The 19,259-nt window shown below is 63.4% G+C and carries 18 protein-coding genes and 2 tRNA genes; 17 read left to right on the top strand and 3 right to left on the bottom strand.

Annotation, left to right across the window (positions count from 1 at the left end):
* Nucleotides 1-23 precede the first annotated feature (23 nt).
* Both J3T92_RS04545 and J3T92_RS04550 read right to left on the bottom strand, forming a co-directional pair.
* A tRNA-Cys gene (locus J3T92_RS04545) sits at nt 24-94 on the bottom strand.
* Between the two features lie 27 nt (nt 95-121).
* Nucleotides 122-194, bottom strand: a tRNA-Gly gene (locus J3T92_RS04550).
* 162 nt (nt 195-356) lie between these two features.
* Between J3T92_RS04550 and J3T92_RS04555 the strand changes: the two genes are divergently transcribed.
* From J3T92_RS04555 to J3T92_RS04635, 17 genes are all read left to right on the top strand, one after another.
* Nucleotides 357-1,187, top strand: coding sequence for a PAC2 family protein (locus J3T92_RS04555; protein ID WP_267399958.1), 831 nt, complete (start codon nt 357-359; stop codon nt 1,185-1,187).
* A gap of 76 nt (nt 1,188-1,263) precedes the next feature.
* A complete protein-coding gene (thrS, locus tag J3T92_RS04560) occupies nt 1,264-3,309 on the top strand; it encodes a threonine--tRNA ligase (RefSeq protein WP_267399959.1) in 2,046 nt (681 codons plus the stop codon).
* 3 nt (nt 3,310-3,312) lie between these two features.
* The gene (pgsA, locus tag J3T92_RS04565; RefSeq protein WP_267399960.1) at nt 3,313-3,987 is read left to right on the top strand and encodes a phosphatidylinositol phosphate synthase; all 675 of its coding nucleotides are present in this window, start codon (nt 3,313-3,315) and stop codon (nt 3,985-3,987) included.
* A 4-nt stretch (nt 3,988-3,991) separates the two neighbouring features.
* Nucleotides 3,992-5,002, top strand: a complete 1,011-nt coding sequence (locus tag J3T92_RS04570) for a phosphatidylinositol mannoside acyltransferase (RefSeq protein ID WP_267399961.1) — start codon at nt 3,992-3,994, stop codon at nt 5,000-5,002.
* The gene (locus tag J3T92_RS04575; RefSeq protein WP_267399962.1) at nt 4,977-6,254 is read left to right on the top strand and encodes a glycosyltransferase family 4 protein; all 1,278 of its coding nucleotides are present in this window, start codon (nt 4,977-4,979) and stop codon (nt 6,252-6,254) included. The genes J3T92_RS04570 and J3T92_RS04575 overlap by 26 nt, the downstream gene beginning before the upstream one ends.
* Before the next feature lie 71 nt (nt 6,255-6,325).
* Nucleotides 6,326-7,081: a YebC/PmpR family DNA-binding transcriptional regulator gene (locus tag J3T92_RS04580; protein ID WP_267399963.1), complete on the top strand. Its 756-nt coding sequence runs from the start codon at nt 6,326-6,328 to the stop codon at nt 7,079-7,081.
* Nucleotides 7,082-7,085: 4 nt separating this feature from the next.
* Nucleotides 7,086-7,667 carry a crossover junction endodeoxyribonuclease RuvC gene (gene ruvC / locus J3T92_RS04585; protein ID WP_267399964.1) on the top strand — a complete coding sequence of 194 codons (582 nt, stop codon included), beginning with the start codon at nt 7,086-7,088 and terminating at the stop codon, nt 7,665-7,667.
* Nucleotides 7,668-7,709: 42 nt separating this feature from the next.
* Complete coding sequence (gene ruvA / locus J3T92_RS04590) at nt 7,710-8,321, top strand: Holliday junction branch migration protein RuvA (protein ID WP_121914658.1); 612 nt, start codon at nt 7,710-7,712, stop codon at nt 8,319-8,321.
* Between the two features lie 3 nt (nt 8,322-8,324).
* Nucleotides 8,325-9,401 carry a Holliday junction branch migration DNA helicase RuvB gene (gene ruvB / locus J3T92_RS04595; protein WP_211120622.1) on the top strand — a complete coding sequence of 359 codons (1,077 nt, stop codon included), beginning with the start codon at nt 8,325-8,327 and terminating at the stop codon, nt 9,399-9,401.
* Nucleotides 9,402-9,467: 66 nt separating this feature from the next.
* Nucleotides 9,468-10,025, top strand: a complete 558-nt coding sequence (locus tag J3T92_RS04600) for a preprotein translocase subunit YajC (RefSeq protein WP_267399965.1) — start codon at nt 9,468-9,470, stop codon at nt 10,023-10,025.
* A gap of 108 nt (nt 10,026-10,133) precedes the next feature.
* Nucleotides 10,134-10,718, top strand: coding sequence for an adenine phosphoribosyltransferase (locus J3T92_RS04605; RefSeq protein WP_024627742.1), 585 nt, complete (start codon nt 10,134-10,136; stop codon nt 10,716-10,718).
* Between the two features lie 22 nt (nt 10,719-10,740).
* Nucleotides 10,741-11,955 carry an ADP-forming succinate--CoA ligase subunit beta gene (gene sucC, locus J3T92_RS04610; protein WP_267399968.1) on the top strand — a complete coding sequence of 405 codons (1,215 nt, stop codon included), beginning with the start codon at nt 10,741-10,743 and terminating at the stop codon, nt 11,953-11,955.
* The gene (sucD, locus tag J3T92_RS04615) at nt 11,952-12,875 is read left to right on the top strand and encodes a succinate--CoA ligase subunit alpha (RefSeq protein WP_267399970.1); all 924 of its coding nucleotides are present in this window, start codon (nt 11,952-11,954) and stop codon (nt 12,873-12,875) included. Before sucC ends, sucD begins: the two co-directional genes overlap by 4 nt.
* A complete protein-coding gene (locus tag J3T92_RS04620) occupies nt 12,872-14,248 on the top strand; it encodes a DUF6350 family protein (protein ID WP_267399972.1) in 1,377 nt (458 codons plus the stop codon). Before sucD ends, J3T92_RS04620 begins: the two co-directional genes overlap by 4 nt.
* Nucleotides 14,249-14,300: 52 nt before the next feature.
* Complete coding sequence (purH, locus tag J3T92_RS04625; protein WP_267399973.1) at nt 14,301-15,902, top strand: bifunctional phosphoribosylaminoimidazolecarboxamide formyltransferase/IMP cyclohydrolase; 1,602 nt, start codon at nt 14,301-14,303, stop codon at nt 15,900-15,902.
* Nucleotides 15,903-16,033: 131 nt separating this feature from the next.
* Nucleotides 16,034-17,407 carry an NAD-dependent succinate-semialdehyde dehydrogenase gene (locus J3T92_RS04630; RefSeq protein WP_267399975.1) on the top strand — a complete coding sequence of 458 codons (1,374 nt, stop codon included), beginning with the start codon at nt 16,034-16,036 and terminating at the stop codon, nt 17,405-17,407.
* 133 nt (nt 17,408-17,540) lie between these two features.
* Nucleotides 17,541-17,888 (top strand): DUF3017 domain-containing protein, encoded by a 348-nt coding sequence (locus J3T92_RS04635; protein ID WP_267399976.1) that lies wholly within the window; start codon nt 17,541-17,543, stop codon nt 17,886-17,888.
* A 6-nt stretch (nt 17,889-17,894) separates the two neighbouring features.
* Here J3T92_RS04635 and J3T92_RS04640 read toward each other — a convergent pair whose 3' ends face one another.
* Nucleotides 17,895-19,169, bottom strand: a complete 1,275-nt coding sequence (locus tag J3T92_RS04640) for an MIP/aquaporin family protein (RefSeq protein WP_267399977.1) — start codon at nt 19,167-19,169, stop codon at nt 17,895-17,897.
* Nucleotides 19,170-19,259 lie beyond the last annotated feature (90 nt).

Below are 19,259 nucleotides of genomic sequence, written 5' to 3' on the forward strand. Positions count from 1 at the left end.
GGGTCATTCTCGTTTCGAGAGAGAGGTGGGTACGAGAGTCGAACTCGTCTATACGGCTTTGCAGGCCGCTGCCTAACCGCTTGGCTAACCCACCGTATTGGTTAAACTGCTCGAAACCTCGAGCGGGCAACGGGACTCGGACCCGCGGTCTCGACCTTGGCAAGGTCGCGCTTTACCAACTAAGCTATGCCCGCACATTCAACCCTCACCCTAGTAGTGACAGCCGAAGCACGTTGCACTACTGTAGCGTAGACCCCAGCACTTGGCAAAAAGAGCGTGTCGCCGCGTCATAGAGCCACCCTCCGCTGACGGCAAAGCCACGCTATACAAGGCTTCCTACCGGTAGGGTGAGAGATATGAGTGAAGAAGCCAGGCAGCACTGCACCATGGTGGCCGCCTTCGACGGCTGGAACGACGCATGCTCAGCCTCGACCAACGTCATCCGCCACCTGTTGAACGTTTACGAGTCCCACGAGATCGGCAGCATTCCAGGCGACGGGTTCTACGACTACCAGATGTCACGGCCCATGCTCTGCCATGTGCAGGGTAGGCGTCGGATTATCTGGCCCTCCACCAAGATCTACCGAGTGCAGATTGATGACACCCACACCCTCCTGCTGGAGATGGGCCCGGAGCCCAACTACCACTGGAGCGATTTTTGTCGGCGCAGCATCCATTGGGCCGAAGACGATGAGGCGGATGCCATCATCACCCTGGGTGCCATGTTTGCCGACTGCCCCCACACCAGGCCTCTGCCCATTGACGATCTGGCTGGTGACCAGCCGAAGACCGACACCGACGGACACTCCGGCCCAATAGGCATCCCCACTGTTCTGGATGCCCTGGCCACCCAAGACGGCTACAGCACCGAATCCATCTGGGTCTCCGTGCCCCAGTACCTGGGCAGCGACGAGTGCGCCCAGGGCACCCTGCAGCTCCTGCAAAGGCTCTCGGCCATGCTTGGGGTCCACCTTGACGAGGGGGAGCTGCCCCGCAAGGCAGCCGAGTGGAAGGCCCAGGCCGGAATGCTGCTGCGCTGCAATGACGACCTGGCAAACTACGTACACCGTCTGGAGATGGATGTCGACCAGGCCCAGGTAGACGAGCCGGCTGCCGAAGAGCTGGTCCGGGAAGCCGAGGATTATCTGCGCTCCATGGGCAACAAAGGCCCCTCCTTGTCTGAGTGACGACCTAGGCTGTGGCTCGATAACCATGTCCAGCCTGCACCCTGTAACGCGGGCTCCGATAGCAAGGACGGCATTCATGACACAGTCGAGCATCTCCATCATCGTCAAGGGCGAACGAAAGGAGGTGGCGGCGGATCAGACTGGCGTCCAGCTTTTCGCTGACGACAAGGACATCATCGCCGTTGACCTCAACGGGCAGCCACGCGACCTCTGCACACCCCTGCACGAAGGCGACGAGGTCGAGCCCATCACCTTGGAGAGCGACCAGGGACTGGCCATCATGCGGCACTCGGCCACCCACGTCATGGCTCAGGCCGTCCAGGAGATCCGCCCTGACGCCAAGCTGGGCATCGGCCCGGTCATCAAGGATGGCTTCTACTACGACTTCGACGTGGACAAGCCTTTCACCCCCGACGACCTCAAGCAGATCGAACAGCGAATGAAGCGGATCATCAAGTCCTCCCAGAGCTTCCGCAGGCGCGTTGTCACTGAGGAGGAGGCCCGCAAGGAGGAGGCCGACCAGCCCTACAAGCTGGAGCTGATCGGTGCCAAGGAGGCCGAAATCAACAGCGAGGAGGCCACCGAGGTGGCCACCGGCGGCGAGCTGACCATGTATGACAACCTGGACCGTGAGGGCAACACGGTCTGGAAGGACCTCTGCCGAGGCCCCCACCTGCCCAACACCCGCTACATCCGCTGCTTCAAGCTCATGCGCACAGCCGCCGCCTACTGGCGCGGGGACGAGAAGAACCCCATGCTTCAGCGCATATACGGCACCGCCTGGGCCAACAAGGACGACATGAAAGCCTACACCGCCCGTCTGGAGGAGGCCGCCCGCCGCGACCACCGCAAGCTGGGGGCCGAGATGGACCTCTTCTCCTTCCCGGACGAAATCGGCCCCGGCCTGCCAGTCTTCCACCCCAAGGGCGCAGCCGTCATCAACGCCATGGAGGACTACTCCCGGCAAATGCACCGGCGCAACGGATACTCCTTCGTGCAGACCCCGCACATCACCAAGGGCCACCTCTACGAGATCTCGGGCCACCTGCAGTGGTACAAGGACGGCATGTACCCGCCCATGCACCTGGACGAGGAGAAGGACTCCAAGGGCAAGGTCACCCGCCAGGGCTTCGACTACTACCTGAAGCCAATGAACTGCCCCATGCACAACCTGATTTTCAAGTCCCGCCAGCGCTCCTACAAGGAGCTGCCCCTGCGGCTTTTCGAGTTCGGCACCGTATACCGCTACGAGAAGTCCGGGGAGGTCCACGGCCTGACCCGTGTGCGCGGCCTGACCCAGGACGACTCCCACATCTACTGCACCCGGGACCAGATGAAGGGTGAGCTGACCAACCTGCTCCAGTTCGTGCTCAAGGTGCTCAAGGACTTCGGCCTCAACGACTTTTACTTGGAGCTGTCCACCAAGGATCCCAACAAGTTCGTCGGCTCCGACGAGGTCTGGGAGGAGGCGACCAACACCCTGGCCGAGGTGGCCAAGGACTCTGGCCTGGAACTGGTTGACGACCCCGAGGGCGCCGCCTTCTATGGGCCCAAGATCTCCGTCCAGGCCCGCGATGCCATCGGGCGCACCTGGCAGGTCTCCACCATTCAGCTGGACTTCAACCTGCCCGAGCGCTTCCAGCTGGAGTACATCGCCGCCGACGGCTCCCACCAGCGGCCGGTCATGATCCACCGGGCCCTCTTCGGATCCATTGAGCGCTTCTTCGCCATCCTGCTGGAACACTATGCCGGCGCCTTCCCGGCCTGGCTGGCCCCGGTCCAGGTGCAGGCCGTGCCCGTGGCCGACGAGTTCGCCCCCCACCTGGAGCATCTGCTGGACGAGCTGCGCGACGACATGGTCCGCTGCGAGATCGACCGCTCCGACGACCGCTTCGGCAAGAAAATTCGCAACGCGGCCAAGTCCAAGGCCCCCTTCATCCTGATCGCCGGCGAGGAGGATGCCTCCAAGAACGCGGTCTCCTTCCGCTTCCGCGACGGCAGTCAACTCAACGGCGTGCCCGTGGAGCAGGCCCGTGCCTGGATCAACGAGGCCATCAGGGTCCGCGCCCAGATCAACTCGGCGGATGACTTCCGAGCGAACACCTCCTGCAGTCAGGACTGACCAATGTTCGAGCATCTACGGCGCCCCTGGAAGCGCATCATCGCCCCCATCGCCCGCGGCCTGGTTCGTCTGGGCGTGAGCGCCAATGGTGTCACGATCAGCGGAGCCATAGGCACCACCCTGGTCGCCATCGTGACCGGGTTCACCGGCTGGCTCCTGCCCGGGGCCATCGTCCTGGCCATCCTGGTGGCCTTCGACTCCCTGGATGGTTCCGTGGCTGCGCTGACCGGCGGGGGCACCCAGTTCGGAGGCTTCCTGGACTCCACCCTTGACCGGATAGCCGACTGGGCCGTCCTGACCGGGGTCATCATCTACCTGCGCCGCCACGAGCTGGCCTGGGTGGCAGATGGCAGCCACCTGGGTCCAGACATCTGGGCGCAGGTTGGCATGGCTGCAGCGCTCTTCGCCATCATGACCTCCTTCGTCACCTCCTACGCCCGGGCCCGGGCCGAGGCCGAGGGGTTCGAGGCCAAGAATGGCATTGCCACCAGGTCGGATCGGCTGGTCATCATCCTAGTTGGCATGGCCCTGACGGGAGCCGGGCTGCCCCTGGCCGTGCTCAGCTGCTTCCTGATCCTGCTGGCCCTGTTGGGCATCGTCACCGTCTGGCAGCGGATCAGCCACGTCGCCAAGGACATGAGCCGCAACCCGCAGCCTGCCAACCCCAACCACGAGTGAGCCTATGCTGGACCGACTGCTCATCTTCCTGGCTCAGCACGCGCGTCTGGTGCCCGAGCGGCTGGTGCGCGGCCTCTTCCTGGCAGCAGCCGACCTCTGCTGGCTGTTTCGGATAGGCGGCGTAAGACAGCTGGAGCGCAATCTGGCCCATGTCATGCCAGAGGCCGACCCTCGCAGCCTGCGGCACACCTCGCGCCAGGGCATGCGCTCCTACTTCGTCTACTTCGTCGAGGCCCTGACAGTGGGTGCCCGCACCAAGGAGCAGCTGCTGGCACGCATACACGGTGGAGGCAGCGCCTACCCGGATCCGGCCAAGACCGACATCGGCCTGCGGTCCCTGCCCATCGGCATGGGCCACCAGGGCAACTGGGACTATGCGGGCTTCTGGGCCTGTTCGACAGTCGGTCAGGTCACTACGGTGGCCGAGCGGTTGCGGGACCAGGGAATGCTGGACACCTTTGCAGACATCCGTCGCCGCCTGGGCATGAACATCCTGCTGACCGGCGAGCCGGACATCACCGACCGTCTGACAACCCTGCTGCGGAAGCCGGACCAGGTGGTGCCCCTGCTGGCCGACCGCGATCTGAGCCGCCGAGGCGTCTTCGTCAAGGCCTTCGACTCCTGGATTCGCGTGGCCGCAGGCCCTGCCGTCATAGCCTTGGACGCCCGTCTGCCCCTGTACACCGTCAACATGCACAGGGAGAGGCTGACAGGGGAGCGCCGCCGACAGGCCAAGTCCCCCTATGGCTATGTATGCCAGGTGGACGGGCCAATCGCCATTGAGCCCTACATGGACATGCCCCGGGAGCAGGCGATCAACTCTCTGACGCAGGCCTGGGTGGATCAGTGGGCCCGGGGCATTCGGGAGCATCCCGAGGACTGGCACATGCTTCAGCCGATTTTCCTTGAGGACCTGGATCTTTCCCGGATGCACGACCTACCGGACTTCATACTGGCCCAGGCACCAGGAAACAAGGGGGGTGAAAGGCATGAAGGCACCCAAGCAAAGGCCTGAGCAGGAGCCAGAGCGGGCTGCCATCAAGGCACCTCTGCGAGTGGGGATCATCTCGCCCTACTCCTTCGAGACTCCGGGCGGCGTCCAACTGCATATTCGCGACTTCGCCAGACATCTTATGGACCGTGGCCATCAGGTGCAGGTTCTGGCTCCGGGCCGACGCACCCAGGACATGCCCCTCTGGGTGCAGACCACCGGCTCCTCCTTCTCCATTCCCTACAACGGATCCGTGGCCAACCTGAGCTACTTCGGCGTGGCCGGCCACAAGACCCGGCAGTGGGTCAGACAGGGTCACTTCGACATCGTGCACCTGCACGAGCCCGAGGTGCCCTCCCTGAGCCACAAGCCCCTGCAGCCCGGATTTATTCCCTGCCCCTATGTGGCCACCTTCCATGCAGCCTTCGATTCGCCGCCCCTGGCCCTGAGGCTGACCAGGCGGTACCTGCGGCGATACCTGGCCAGCATCAGCCAGGCCATCTTCGTCAGCCCATCAGCCATGCAGAATGCGCAGAACCTGCTGGAGCCGGGCATACCCAGCCAGATCATCCCCAACGGCATCGAGACCAAAGCCCTGCGCAATGCCCGGCCGCGCCCGGAATGGCAGGGGAGCGAGCGGGAACCCACCATCGGATTCCTGGGACGGATGAAAGAGGAGCGCAAGGGGTTCAGGATTCTGGCCCAGGCGGCACCTGCCATTCTGCAGCGCGTGCCGGGAGCCCGCTTCCTGTGTGCGGGAGACGGTCAGGGGGAGGCACGAAAGATACTCGAGGCCGTCGATCCCGGACTGGCCCAGCACTTCACCTTCCTGGGTCGGATCAGCGACGAGGACAAGGCCTCCTTCTACCACAGCCTGGACCTCTATCTGGCTCCGCAGACCGGGGGAGAGAGCTTTGGCATCGTGCTGGTCGAGGCCATGGCTGCAGGCTGCCCGGTGGTGGCCTCGGACCTGCCTGCATTCAAGGATGTCTCCCAGAATGGCCACAGCGCGCGTCTGTTCGCCAACGGAGACCCCCCGGACTGCGCCCGGGCGGTCCTTGACCTGCTGGACAACCGAACTGCCCGCATGAATCTGGCCTCGTGCGGAATGCGCCGGGCCAGCGACTACGACTGGGAACGGGTCACCGACCAGGTTCTGGATGTCTATGCCCGCGCCCTGGCAGCCCGGCCTGATCATCGCCGTGGCCTGCTGGGCAGACTGGTGGGCCTGAAGGCTGGTTCTCTTTACGATGAAGCCCACCACGGAAGGGCCTGAAAACTCATAAAATTGTCGAAGAGCGGAACTAGAATTCCATTCGTTTACGCATTCGTACCGTCAGGAGACATATGTCAGGGCATTCGAAGTGGGCGACCACCAAGCACAAGAAAGCAGCCATCGACGCCAAGCGTGGCAAGCTCTTCGCCAAGCTGATCAAGAACATCGAGATTGCTGCCCGCACCGGCGGCGGTGACCCCGATGGCAACCCCACGCTCTACGATGCCATCGTCAAGGCCAAGAAGTCCTCCGTGCCCGCAGACAACATCACCAGGGCCGTCAAGCGGGGCTCGGGCGAGGAGGCCGGAGCGACCAACTACGAGACTATCGTCTACGAGGGCTACGCTCCCGCCGGCGTGGGCATCATCATCGAATGCCTGACCGACAACCGCAACCGTGCGGCCGCCGAGGTACGTTCCACCCTTACCAAGGGCGGCGGCTCCCTGGCCCAGAACGGGTCGGTCAGCTTCAACTTCGAGCGCAAGGGCCAGATCATCGTCCCCTCGGAGGGCCTGGACTACGATACTGTCTTCGAGAAGGCCGCCGAGGCTGGTGCCGAGGACGTGCAGGACAACGGCGAGAGCTACACCGTGCTGACTGCCCCCGGCGACATGGTCAACGTCCGTAAGGCCCTGCAGGAGGCGGGCATGGACTATGACTCCGCCGACCTGGTCCTCAACCCCAAAAGCGAGGTCACCCTGGACCTGGACTCAGCTCGCAAGGTCTCCAAGCTGATCGACAACCTGGACGACCTGGACGACGTGCAGGAGATCTACAGCAACTGGACTGCGCCTGACGAGGTCATGGCCCAGTTGGACGACGAGTGACCTTATGATTGTTCTCGGCGTCGACCCGGGGCTCACCCGATGCGGCGTTGGCGTCATTGAAGCCGGTGCATCGCGCCGGCTTTCCTTTGTTCATGTGGATGTCGTGCGCTCAGACCCCGAACAGAGCCAGGATCTGCGGCTGCTGGCCATCTACCAGGGGCTGACGGCCGCCCTGGACCGTTTCAGCCCCGATGTGGTATCTATCGAGCGGGTCTTTGCCCAGTCCAATCACAACACGGTGCTGGGAACCGCACAGGCGGCCGGGCTGGCCATGCTGGGTGCGGCACAGCGAGGGATTCCCGTGGCCCTGCACACACCCACCGAGGCCAAGATGGCCGTGACAGGCAACGGCCAGGCCGACAAAATCCAGGTGCAGCGGATGGTGACACGAATTCTTGGTCTCAACCAGCTGCCCAAACCAGCAGACGCCGCAGATGCTCTGGCCCAGGCCATCTGCCACGCTCTAAGGCCCGCCGGAGCCATTCAGGGCGGGGAGCGCGAAGAGCATCTGACCCAGGCCCAGCGCCAGTGGGCGCAGGCTTCCGCCAAGTATGGCAAGCACCGGGGAGTCCAGCGAGACATGTAAGCTGATTCGAACAGACGTTCGATTCCATCGAGGGGTGATCAAGTGCTGGCAATGCTGACCGGGCGGGTGGCCGCCATCGAAACAGGCTCTGCCGTCATCGATGTTTCGGGTGTGGGTTTCGAGGTGCGCATGCCCCAATCGGATCTGGCCTCCATGCGGGCCGAATCCACGGTCACCGTCTACACCGCCCTGTCCCTGACCCAGGACGCGCTGACCCTCTACGGATTCCTCAGCCGCACCTCCAAATCCCTCTTCGCCCAGCTACAGAAGGTCAGCGGCATCGGACCTCGCGTGGCCCTGTCCATCCTCGCCACCCTGAACTCGGACCAGCTGGCCCAGGCCGTGGCTGACGGCGATGCTGCGGCCCTGTCTCGTGCGCCGGGCCTGGGCAAGAAGGGCGCTCAGAAGATCATCCTCGAACTCTCCGGCAAGCTGGATCTGGATGCCGGCACAGGCAAGCAGGGACCTGCCCAGACCGACGACGGCGCCCACCAGGTGGTTGAGGGACTGATCTCCCTGGGCTGGCTACAGCGTGATGCCGAGCAGGCCGTGGAGCAGACCTGCAACGAGGGCGGCTACACCCTGCCCCTGCAGTCGGCCGACATTCCCAAGGTGCTCAAGCAGGCCCTGACCCGGCTGGACAGGGGGCGCTGACCCATGGCTGATAAGCAGATCTCTACGGGATACATCGACTCCCAGAATGGCGATGCCCAGGAGGAATCCCTGCGGATGGTCTCGGCCCGGCCCATCGAAGGCGAGCCGGTCAGCGACGAGGAGCTGCGGCCGGAAACCCTGGACGGGTTCATCGGCCAGCCCCGGCTCAAGGCCCAGCTGGGGCTCTTCCTGGAGGCTGCCAAAAAGCGGGACGTGGCCCCGGACCACATCCTGCTGGCAGGCCCTCCAGGCCTGGGCAAGACCACCCTGGCCATGATCGTCGCCCACGAGCTGGAGGTGCCCATCCGCGTCACTTCGGGCCCAGCCGTTCAGCATGCCGGCGACCTGGCCTCCATCCTGAGCTCTCTGGAAGCCGGCGAGGTGCTCTTCATCGACGAGATCCACCGCCTGCCCAGGGCCGCCGAGGAGCTGCTCTACATCGCCATGGAGGACTTCCGCGTGGATGTCATGGTGGGCAAAGGCCCCGGAGCATCCTCCATTCCGCTGACCCTGCCCAGGTTCACGGTCATCGGCGCTACCACCCGTGAAGGCATGCTGCCCTCACCCCTGCGGGCCCGTTTCGGATTCACCGCCCACCTGGACTTCTACCCGGAGGAGGAGCTGGAGAAGCTGGTCGAACGGTCGGCCAAGGTCTTGGGCATTGTCCTGCAGGATGATGCCGCCCATCAGCTGGCCCTGCGCTCCCGTGGCACGCCCAGGATCGCCAACCGCCTACTGCGCCGGGTGCGCGACTGGGCCATAGTCCACGATCTTCCCCAGGTCGGCCCCGATGACGTCAAGCAGGCCCTGGCCCTCTACCAGATTGACTCTGAGGGGCTGGACCGCCTGGATTTGGCCGTCCTCAAGGCCATCGTCAACAGTTTCGACGGCGGTCCCGTGGGCCTGAACAATCTGGCCGCCATGGTGGGCGAGGAGGCCGAGACGGTCGAGACGGTCTGTGAGCCCTACCTGGTGCGCGAGGGCTTCCTGGTGCGCACCCCAAAGGGCCGTGTGGCCACAACCAAGGCCTGGGAGCACCTGGGCCGCAAACCGCCCGAGGATGTCATGAAGCTGTTCTAGACTGAGGTCTTTGCAGCAATGCACATCGCCGTTTGATGCCCGCCAAAACAAGGAGTGGAAACAACCATGGGATCCATGCTTTTCATGATCGTCATCATCGCCCTGATGATCGCCATGATGTGGGGAAGCTCCCGCAAGAGCAAGCAACAGCAGGCCGCCGTCCAGGACTTCCGCCAATCCCTGCAGCCCGGTGACGAGGTAGCCACCACCACTGGTCTTCTTGGCAAGGTCGTCTCCGTGGACCTGGAGAAGGAGCAGGTGGTCATCGACTCCGAGGGTTCGCAGTCCCGTTGGCGCATCCAGGCCATCACCAAGCCCCCCATCGTCCCCGCCTATATCCACGACGACGAGGTTGACGAAAACGGCAACCCCCTGCCCGAGAATGCGGATGCCCCAGCCGAGGTCACCGACGCTGAAGACACCGCCGCCGACGATGCTGCCACAGAGAACTCTGCCGCTTCCGAGGACAAGGATGAGGCCGAATCCAAGTCGGATTCCGAACCAGAGCCGGAAGACGAATCAGACAAGGCCGAGACTGAGGATGAGGAAAAGTCCGATGACGCTGACGAATCGGATGCGTCCAAGGATTCCAAGGCTTCGGATTCGACTTCCGCCAAGTCCTGAAGGTCATGCGCGCGCCACACCTTCCGTCAGGCTGACTCCGAACGGAAACGCGGCGCGCGTATGATGGCCCCGGCAACCACTTCCAAGGAGCAAAACAGAAAGAAGATCATGGCTCAATCGGACGATATCAAGGTTGGAGAACTTAAGCAGGTGGGCGATGACGACGCCGCTTATCTGATCTCATTGATCCGTACCATTCCGGACTTTCCCAAGAAGGGGATCCTTTTCAGGGACTTCATCCCGGCCATGTCGGATCCCAGGGGATTAGCCATTATTCTCGACGCCATGAAGCGCACCCTGCCCGTCAAGCCGGAGGACTTCGACCTGGTCGCCGGGCTTGAGGCTCGCGGCTTTCTGATCGGCCCCCAGCTGGCCTGCGATCTGGGTAAGGGCTTCCTGCCCATGCGCAAGGCTGGCAAGCTCCCCGATCCTACCTACAGCCAGGAATACGCACTCGAATACGGCAACGCCCGCATCGAAATCGAGCAGGGCTCCCTGCGCCCTGGCCAGCGAGTCCTGATTGTCGACGACCTGATCGCTACCGGCGGTTCCGCCCAGGCAGCTGCACGTCTGGTGGAGCAGGCCGGAGGCCAGGTGGCCGGTTTCAGCTTCGTCATGGAGCTCAACGGTCTGGACGGTCGCAAGGCCCTGGGCGCCTACCCGGTCACCTGCCTGATGAACATGCCCGCCTGAGCACGATTGGGGGACCATCACCATGGATTTGTACGAATACCAGGCCAGGCAGCTGCTCGCTGAACATGGCATCTCCCAGCCAAGGGCCGTCTATGCCTCAACCGCTGAAGAGGCCGGCCAGGCAGCCGACATCATCGGCTATCCCTGCATGATCAAGGGCCAGGCCACCATCGGCCACAGGGGACAGGCGGGAGCCGTCAAGCGAGCCGAGAATCACGAGCAGGCCGTGGCACTGGCCGAGGCCATCCTGCCCATGAACATCGATGGCCATCCGGTCAGCGGGATCCTGGTCACCGAAGCTCGCAACATCCTGCACGAGTACTACCTGTCCATTTCGGTGGACCGCACCTCCCGGGACTACGATGTCCTGGCCACGGCCAGCGGCGGCACCGAGGTGGAGACCATCGCCCGCGAGCATCCCGAATCGGTTCGGCGCCTGCACATCGGCCCCCTGGAGGATTTCGACAGGCAGGCCGCCCGCACCATGGCCGAGCGCATCGGCTTCTACCATGCCGATCTGGAGCAGGCCGCGCAGATACTTCTGGGCATGTGGCACACCTTCCAGGACAGCGATGCAACCCTGGTCGAGATCAACCCCCTGGCCAAGGTGGGCGACCCGGACGACGAGGCCACCAAGCACCTGGATGCCCTCGATGCCAAGATTTCCCTGGACGGGAACGCAGCCTTCCGGCACGACGGATGGAAGCGGTTCACGGACCCAGCTCAGGTCGACCCCCTGGAAGCCAAGGCCAAGGCTGCGGGCTTGCACTACGTCCATCTGGACGGTCAGGTGGGTGTTATCGGCAACGGCGCAGGACTGGTCATGAGTTCCTTGGATGCGGTGGCCGGGTCAGGACACCGCCAGGGCCTTCCTATCGGACCCGCGAACTTCCTCGACATCGGCGGCGGAGCCTCTCCTGAAGTCATGCGTACCAGCCTGGACGTGGTCCTCTCCGACCCCAAGGTCCGTTCGGTCATGGTCAATGTCTATGGAGGCATCACCTCCTGCCAGCAGGTGGCCCAGGGCATCCTGGCCGCCGTGGATGCCGAGGGTGAGCAGGACCAGAACGACGACCGGCCCATTGTGGTCCGCTTCGACGGCAATGAGGCTGCCGAGGGGCTGGACCTGCTGACCAAGGCCCAACAGCCTCGGCTCAAGGTGGCCCGCACCATGGAGGAGGCGGCAGACCAGGCCGTGGCCCTGGCCGCCCAGGCAGGAAAGGAGACGGGACGATGACCCTCTTCATTGAAGACGGCGCCCCCGTCATGGTCCAGGGCATGACCGGTCACCAGGGCATGGTCCACACGGCCCACATGATGGCGGCAGGCACCAATATCCTGGCCGGAGTCAATGCCCGCAAGGCTGGAATGACGGTCGACTTCGACGGTCCGGACGGCCAGACCCGTCATGTGCCCGTATACGCCGACTGCGCAGCCGCCCGTCAGGCGACCAGAGCCCGCACCTCCGTGGTCTTCGTCCCGCCCAGGTTCGCCAAGGATGCCATGGTCGAGGCCATCGAGGCCGGCATCACCCTGATTGTGGTCATTACCGAGGGCATTCCCGTGGCCGATACCGCATACTGCGTGGCCCTGGCCAGGGAACGCGGTTGCCGCATCGTCGGTCCCAACTGCCCAGGACTGATGACCATGTCCGACCGACCCAACGGCGTTGGCGTAGACCTGGGCATCATCCCGCAGGGCATCGCCGGTCGCGGCCCGCTGGGACTGGTCTCCAAGTCCGGCACACTGACCTATCAGCTCATGGGGGAGTTGTCCTCCATCGGTTTCACCGCCTGCCTGGGCATCGGCGGCGACCCCATTGTGGGCACCACCATGCTGGAGGCCCTGCAAGCCTTCAACCGCGATCCAGAGACCAAGGCCTGCGTCATGATCGGCGAAATCGGCGGCTCGGCTGAACAGGAGGCCGCCCACTGGGCCTCCACCCACATGACCAAGCCCATCGTGGCCTATATCGCCGGCTTCACCGCCCCAGAGGGCAAGCAGATGGGCCACGCCGGGGCCATCATCTCGGGCGGCAAGGGCACAGCCGCCGACAAGAAGGAAGTGCTTGAGTCCGTCGGCATCAAGGTGGGCACCACACCCGGCGAGACGGCCCGGCTAACCCGCGACCTGCTACGGGAGCATGCCATCATATGACCGACAGGGTGAAAGTGTGGCTCCGGGGGGCCCTCGAGGCCTTCCTAGCCATACTTATCTACACTGTCGCCCTAGGCTCCTGCATGGCCCTGCTCCTGCTCATCATTTCCATTGAGGAGGGCGGGCCATCACTGTCCATGGCCACTGTGGCCCTGACAGAAACCATCACCCTGCTCACCCAGGGCTGTGGGTTCACGGCCGGGGCCTTGACCCTGACCATCATCCCCCTGCTGCTGACCGGTCTGCTGATCTGGATGATTCGCTCCCTGGTCAGACGGCTGGGCATGTCCGTCGGTGGTTGCATTGCCGGCCTGGTCGTCTGGGTGCTGTGCAGCCTCATCCTCATGCAGGGCAGCCAGACCGTCCAGGTGGATACCACCCCGGTCATTCTTTTGCGGACCAGCCTGGTCTTCCTATTGGGTTACGGCTGGGCCTGGGTCCGCTCTGAACCGTTCCGCCAGGCTTTCACCAAACGCATCAAAGAATCTTTACCAATTCAGGTCCGCAGGACCATTCGGCTGGGTCTCACGGCCGGATTGATGCTTTTGGCCGCCATGCTGGTCGCCGGCCTGATCGCCTTGATTGTATGGGTCGCCCTCTATCACGGAGACGTGGGCCGCCTGTTCAAACTGACGCGTATGGGCACCGCCTCGGCTGTAACGACCAGTCTGGCCTCCTTGGCCTGGCTACCCAATCTGATCATCTGGACTGCCTCCTGGCTCTTCGGCAGCGGTTTCAACATCGGCGGGCTGGCGACCTTCACCCTCTGGTCCGGACACGCCTCAAGTCTGCCCTCGCTGCCCCTCTTCGGGCTGTTCCCAGAGCCGGTCTCCCGGCAGGAGGTTCGTCTGCTCCTGCTCAACCTGCCTTTGCTGGCCGGAGTGGTTGCGGGCATTCTGCTGTTGACCGGACCATGGGGTGTCAGAATTCACGCCGCTGTGCACCAAGCGGGACTGAAATCCCGAGATACCGCAGTCTGCTTCCTGATGGCAACCTTGGCCATGGCCCTGACCTGGCTGGTCACCCTGCTCGGTCTTGCCCTGCTTTTCCAACTCTCCAACGGGGCCCTGGGCCGCCAGCGACTTGCCGGAGTGGGCGTGCCCATAGCCTCCTCCCTGCGCATGATCGGGACCTCCCTGGGGGTAGGTCTGCTGGGAGTATGGCTGCTGGCACTCGTCATCGCCGCCCTGATCATCATCAAGGACATCCTGATTGACTATCTGCGCCAGGCAGACACCATAAAAAATTCCGCCAAGGCGAAAAACAAGGAAAAACACAACCAATCACGCGGTCAGGGGAGAAAGGAGTCCAAGGCAACCGACCGAGCAGACACACCACGACAGGTTTCGTCCACCCGCAGACCAGGCAAGTAGGTCCGAAGGTGGCGGGGCGCCTCGGCATTCAAGCATAGGAGTAGGAGTTTCCATGGTCACCACGAATCGAACCATCAACCGAGCACTGGTCTCGGTCTACCACAAGCAGGGTCTTGAGGCCATGGCATCGGCCTTCCGCCAGGCAGGCACCGAGGTCGTCTCCACCGGCAGCACCGCAAAGAAGCTGCAGGATCTGGGCGTCCAGGTCACCCCGGTGGAAAAGGTCACCGGTTTTCCGGAGAGTCTTGACGGCCGGGTCAAAACCCTGGATCCGCATATCCACGCCGGGCTGCTGGCCGACATGACCAATCCCGACCATGTCCAGCAACTCAAGGACTTGGGCATAGCCCCCTTCGACCTGGTGGTGGTCAACCTCTACCCCTTCGAACAGACCGTCCTCGAGGGCGCCGATGCTGACCAGTGCCTGGAGCGCATCGACATCGGTGGCCCTGCCATGATCCGGGCCGCCGCCAAGAACCATGCCAGCGTGGCTGTGATCACCGACCCTGATGACTATGCCCTGGCCGCTGACCGCATCGCCTCAGGCACCGGTTTCAGCCTGGCCGAACGCGGACGTCTGGCTGCCAAAGCCTTCGCCTTGACCGCCTCCTATGACGCGGCCATCGCCGAGTGGACAGCACGCACATGGGTTGACGACAAGCAGGACAAGGCCGAGGATCAGAAACCAGCCCAAGCGTTGACCCGCACCTGGCGTCTAGCCAGCCAACTGCGCTACGGAGAGAACCCCCACCAGAAGGCCGCCCTCTACCTGGACCCGCTGGACCGGGACGGTTTCGCCGCCGCAGAGCACCTGGGCGGAGCCAAGGAAATGAGCTACAACAACTACGTGGATGCGGATTCCGCCTGGCGCTCGGTCTGGGACTTCCCCGACCTGCCCGCAGTGGCCGTGGTCAAGCACTCCAACCCCTGCGGTCTGGCCGTGGGGGAGGACATCGCCCAGGCCCACCGCCGCGCCCACGCCTGCGACCCCATGAGCGCCTATGGCGGGGTCATCGCCGCCAACCGCACGGTCACCCTGACCATGGCCCAGCAGATCAAGCCGGTCTTCACCGAGGTGATTGTGGCTCCAAGCTATGAGCCCGAGGCCCTGGACCTGCTGCGAACCAAGAAGAACCTGCGCATCCTGTCTGTGCAACGCCGCCCGCGTCAGCGCCCGATCATCCGTCAAATCGACGGGGGAGCCTTGGTACAGACGCCCGACCTGATCGACGCCCCGGGGGACGATCCCTCCACCTGGCGTCTGGTCTCCGGCAACCCAGCCGACCAGACGACCATGGATGATTTGACCTTCGCCTGGCGGGCCATCCGCTCGGTCAAGTCCAACGCGGTGCTCCTGGCCAACCAGGGAGCCACCGTGGGTATCGGTATGGGCCAGGTCAACAGGGTTGACTCCAGCCACCTGGCAGTCGAGCGGGCCAACACGCTGGATGAGGGCCGTAACCGGGCCAAGGGCTCAGTGGCCGCATCCGATGCCTTCTTCCCCTTCGCGGATGGTCTGGAATATCTGATCCAGGCCGGCATCAGGGCCGTGGTGCAACCGGGTGGCTCCATCCGTGATCCTGAGGTGATCAAGGCCGCCCAGGACGCCGATCTGACCATGTATCTGACCGGGACACGCCACTTCTTCCACTGATGAAACCGGACCCTGCGGTCAAATGTCGCCCTGCGGCAAATTCTTTGACCGCAGGGTCCAATGCGGTGATATGCTGAATGAACTGACCAGCGATGATGCTGACTAGGTACCCATAATTCGAAGGAGATATTGTGACCTATCAGACAGTCAATCCTTTTAACAACCAACTGATCAAGACCTATCCAGATGCCACCGATGAAGACCTGGAGAACGCCCTGGCCCGTGGCCATGACCTCTACAAGACCTGGCGCAAGCAGGAGGGCCCCGGTGACCGTCCCGCACAACTGCGTCAGGTCGCCAAGCTCTTCCGTCAGAACGAGGACACCCTGGCAGCCAACCTGACCCTGGACATGGGCAAGCTGGTGGGCGAGGCCCGCGCCGAGGTGGAGCTGTGCGCAGACATCGCCGACTACTTCGCCGACCACGCGGAGGAGCTGCTGGCTCCCGTCCCCCTGGACAACCCCGCTGGCAAGGCCTACTACGTCAAGCAAGCCACCGGCATCGTGTTCATGGTTGAACCCTGGAACTTCCCCTATTACCAGATCATGCGCGTGTTCGCCCCCAACTTCATTCTGGGCAACCCCATGATCCTCAAACACGCCTCCAACGTGCCGGGTTCGGCTGTGGCCTTCGAACAGACCGTGAAAGAAGCAGGAGCCCCCGAGGGCAGCCTGACCAACCTCTTTGTCAACTATGACCAGGTGGACCGTGCCATCGCCGATCCCCGCGTCTCTGGCGTGGCCCTGACCGGGTCGGAGCGCGGCGGCGCCTCCGTGGCCAAGTCGGCTGGAGCCAACCTGAAGAAGTCCTCCATGGAGCTGGGCGGCAACGACGTCTTCATAGTCCTGGATGACGCTGACTGGGATCTGCTCAAGAAGGTGGCCCCGGGTGCCAGGCTGACGAACGCCGGCCAGGTCTGCACCTCCTCCAAGCGTTTCATCGTCACGGAGAATCGCTACGATGACTTCGTTTCGCTCATCGTCGATGCCTTCTCGCACGCGGTTCTGGGCGATCCCAGCAACCCCGAAACCACGCTGGCCCCCATGTGCATGGTCTCCGCACGCGACAACCTGGCCAAGCAGGTCGAAAGCGCTGTGGCCGGTGGAGCCAAGGTCGCCTACGGCAACAAGCCATACGATTCGCCGGGGGCCTTCTTCACCCCGACGGTTCTGACGGACATCGACCGTAACAACCCCGTCTACAACCAGGAGATGTTCGGCCCTGTGGCCTCCATTTACAAGGTGGCCAACGAGGATGAGGCCATTGAACTGGCCAACGACTCCAGCTACGGCCTGGGCGGTGTGGTCTTCTCCTCGGATACCGACCATGCGGATGTCCTGGCCCGTCGCATCGAGACCGGCATGACCTTCATCAACGGCGGATGGGTGACCATGCCTGAACTGCCCTTCGGTGGCGTCAAGAACTCCGGCTACGGCCGCGAGCTCTACAGCCTGGGCTTCGACACCTTCGCCAACGAGCATCTGATCTTCCAGCACAAGAACTGATCGGACTGCTCCGGCTCCTTGTTGAAACAGCGACCGTGCCATCATCGTCCAAGGGCGATGGCGGCACGGTCGCTTTGCGTCAACAGCACTGGTAGGCTCGAACCGACAGAGCATATGCAGAAGGCAGGAGAACATGGCAGACGCGGCTAAGACCGAAAATCCGAACCTCAAGCCCCCGCAACCGCCCAAGACTTCTGGTCGAGGCCACCCCTTCGTCTCGGAGGCTCAGGAGGGTCGTCCTATCTGCGAGGCCATCATCTTTCTCGTGGTGCTTGTCGCCGCGCTCGTGGCCTTCTGCGGATACACATGGGCCGCGACTGGACTGGTGTCCGTCGCGGCCCTGGTTTGCGGCGCCCTGCGCCTGATCCTCAAGGAACGCAGCCCCTGGAAGGTGCGGTCGGTGCCCTTCGATGCCTTCATCAGCATCGCCCTGGGCATCGGCCTGCTGGTCGCCTACACCAGCATTCAGCTGATGCTGTGACCCCTCTCAGCTTTCAGTAGGCTTGTCTTCGGATTGATCATCACTGTCTTCTGTTTCCGAAGCAGTATGAAGGGGCTCGACCTGCAGATCGGGAATGGTTCCTGCATTAGCGGGGGCAACAGCATCCTTTCCAGCATCAGCATCTTGCTCTGCATCGGAATCGGATAGAGACGATACATCGACGGTTTGAGCAGTGGTGTCCGCAGGGGCGACCGTGTCAGTTGTATCAGCAACAGGGGTTTGAACCGGAGCAGGTGATGCCTGGGCCGATTGATCCTGAACCTGGGCACCAGCAGGAGCAAAGGCTTCAGCCTGAGCATCCGGGCCCAACTGAGCCTGAGCACCGGGGGCAAAAGCATCAGCTTGTGCTTGTGCCTGAGCATCTGCATCCACCTGTGCAACTCGCTGCGCATCAGTGGCAGCGCCCATGGCGCGCATGGCCATGTTGTCGGTGATGATGCTGGTCATGATGATGACCAGGGCCACCAGAGAGGCAGCCAGCAGCGGGCAGATCCAGAAGAGCCAGAGCTGGGAGATCGGGCTGACGGCCATGTGCTTGGACTGGGCGAAGATGGCGATACCGGTGGAGCGAGCCGGGTTCAGTCCCGAGCAGGTGATGGGGTAGGTGACCAGCACGCCGACGCCATAGGCCAGCCCGGTGTAGAGAGCATGATTGCGGCGGGCACGGCCGTCAGAGCGCAGGGTGGTGATGGCCGCAGCCACCACGATCATGCAGCCGATCAGCTCAACCACGATGGCCATGGGCGCCCCGAAGGCGATGTGCTGCTGACCCAGGGTGGCCGCAGCGGGTGAGCCGCCGGAAAAACCGTTGACCGAGAACATGAGCCAAGTCCTGTCCGGCACGGATTTGCTGACCGGCACAAGGGCAACGGCAAGTGCGCCAGCGCCGATAGCGCCGATCACCTGGGCGACGATGTAGATCAGCCCGTCCACCATGCTGATCTGTGAGGTGAACATGGCCGCCACGGTCACGGCGGGGTTGAAGTGTCCGCCGGAGACGCCGCCCAACATGGCCGTCACGACCAAGTAGGTCAGGGCGGTTCCCAGGACCGGCAGCACCACACTGGGCTGGCCCATGACCAGCTGGCCGAAGCTGTAGGACAGGTAGATGACCGCGCAGATCAGGAAGGTGCCCGCCAGCTCGGCGGCGGCACGAATCCAACGAACATCACGAGGCCTGATCCGCCTGCGGACGGGCTTTGCGGCAACCTGCCCGTCGGCCTGTTCGAGGACCGGCTCAGCACTTGCTTCCATAGTCATGTTCCCCACCTTGCAATCCCTTCGACGACAATGAACAACAACAGCTTCCAGCTTAGGGCAAGCCAACAACACTTCCCTAGGCTCCGATAT

The organism is Bifidobacterium sp. B4081 (assembly GCF_026537335.1).
Classification (GTDB): Bacteria; Actinomycetota; Actinomycetes; order Actinomycetales; family Bifidobacteriaceae; genus Bombiscardovia.

Coding starts and splice junctions, on each gene's coding strand:
- J3T92_RS04635 (WP_267399976.1), top strand. CDS start 17,541: ATGGCAGACGCGGCTAAGACCGAAAATCCGAACCTCAAGCCCCCGCAA.
- J3T92_RS04600 (WP_267399965.1), top strand. CDS start 9,468: ATGGGATCCATGCTTTTCATGATCGTCATCATCGCCCTGATGATCGCC.
- J3T92_RS04620 (WP_267399972.1), top strand. CDS start 12,872: ATGACCGACAGGGTGAAAGTGTGGCTCCGGGGGGCCCTCGAGGCCTTC.
- J3T92_RS04580 (WP_267399963.1), top strand. CDS start 6,326: ATGTCAGGGCATTCGAAGTGGGCGACCACCAAGCACAAGAAAGCAGCC.
- J3T92_RS04575 (WP_267399962.1), top strand. CDS start 4,977: ATGAAGGCACCCAAGCAAAGGCCTGAGCAGGAGCCAGAGCGGGCTGCC.
- sucD (WP_267399970.1), top strand. CDS start 11,952: ATGACCCTCTTCATTGAAGACGGCGCCCCCGTCATGGTCCAGGGCATG.
- sucC (WP_267399968.1), top strand. CDS start 10,741: ATGGATTTGTACGAATACCAGGCCAGGCAGCTGCTCGCTGAACATGGC.
- pgsA (WP_267399960.1), top strand. CDS start 3,313: ATGTTCGAGCATCTACGGCGCCCCTGGAAGCGCATCATCGCCCCCATC.
- J3T92_RS04570 (WP_267399961.1), top strand. CDS start 3,992: ATGCTGGACCGACTGCTCATCTTCCTGGCTCAGCACGCGCGTCTGGTG.
- J3T92_RS04640 (WP_267399977.1), bottom strand. CDS start 19,169: ATGACTATGGAAGCAAGTGCTGAGCCGGTCCTCGAACAGGCCGACGGG.
- ruvB (WP_211120622.1), top strand. CDS start 8,325: ATGGCTGATAAGCAGATCTCTACGGGATACATCGACTCCCAGAATGGC.
- ruvC (WP_267399964.1), top strand. CDS start 7,086: ATGATTGTTCTCGGCGTCGACCCGGGGCTCACCCGATGCGGCGTTGGC.
- purH (WP_267399973.1), top strand. CDS start 14,301: ATGGTCACCACGAATCGAACCATCAACCGAGCACTGGTCTCGGTCTAC.
- J3T92_RS04605 (WP_024627742.1), top strand. CDS start 10,134: ATGGCTCAATCGGACGATATCAAGGTTGGAGAACTTAAGCAGGTGGGC.
- J3T92_RS04555 (WP_267399958.1), top strand. CDS start 357: ATGAGTGAAGAAGCCAGGCAGCACTGCACCATGGTGGCCGCCTTCGAC.
- thrS (WP_267399959.1), top strand. CDS start 1,264: ATGACACAGTCGAGCATCTCCATCATCGTCAAGGGCGAACGAAAGGAG.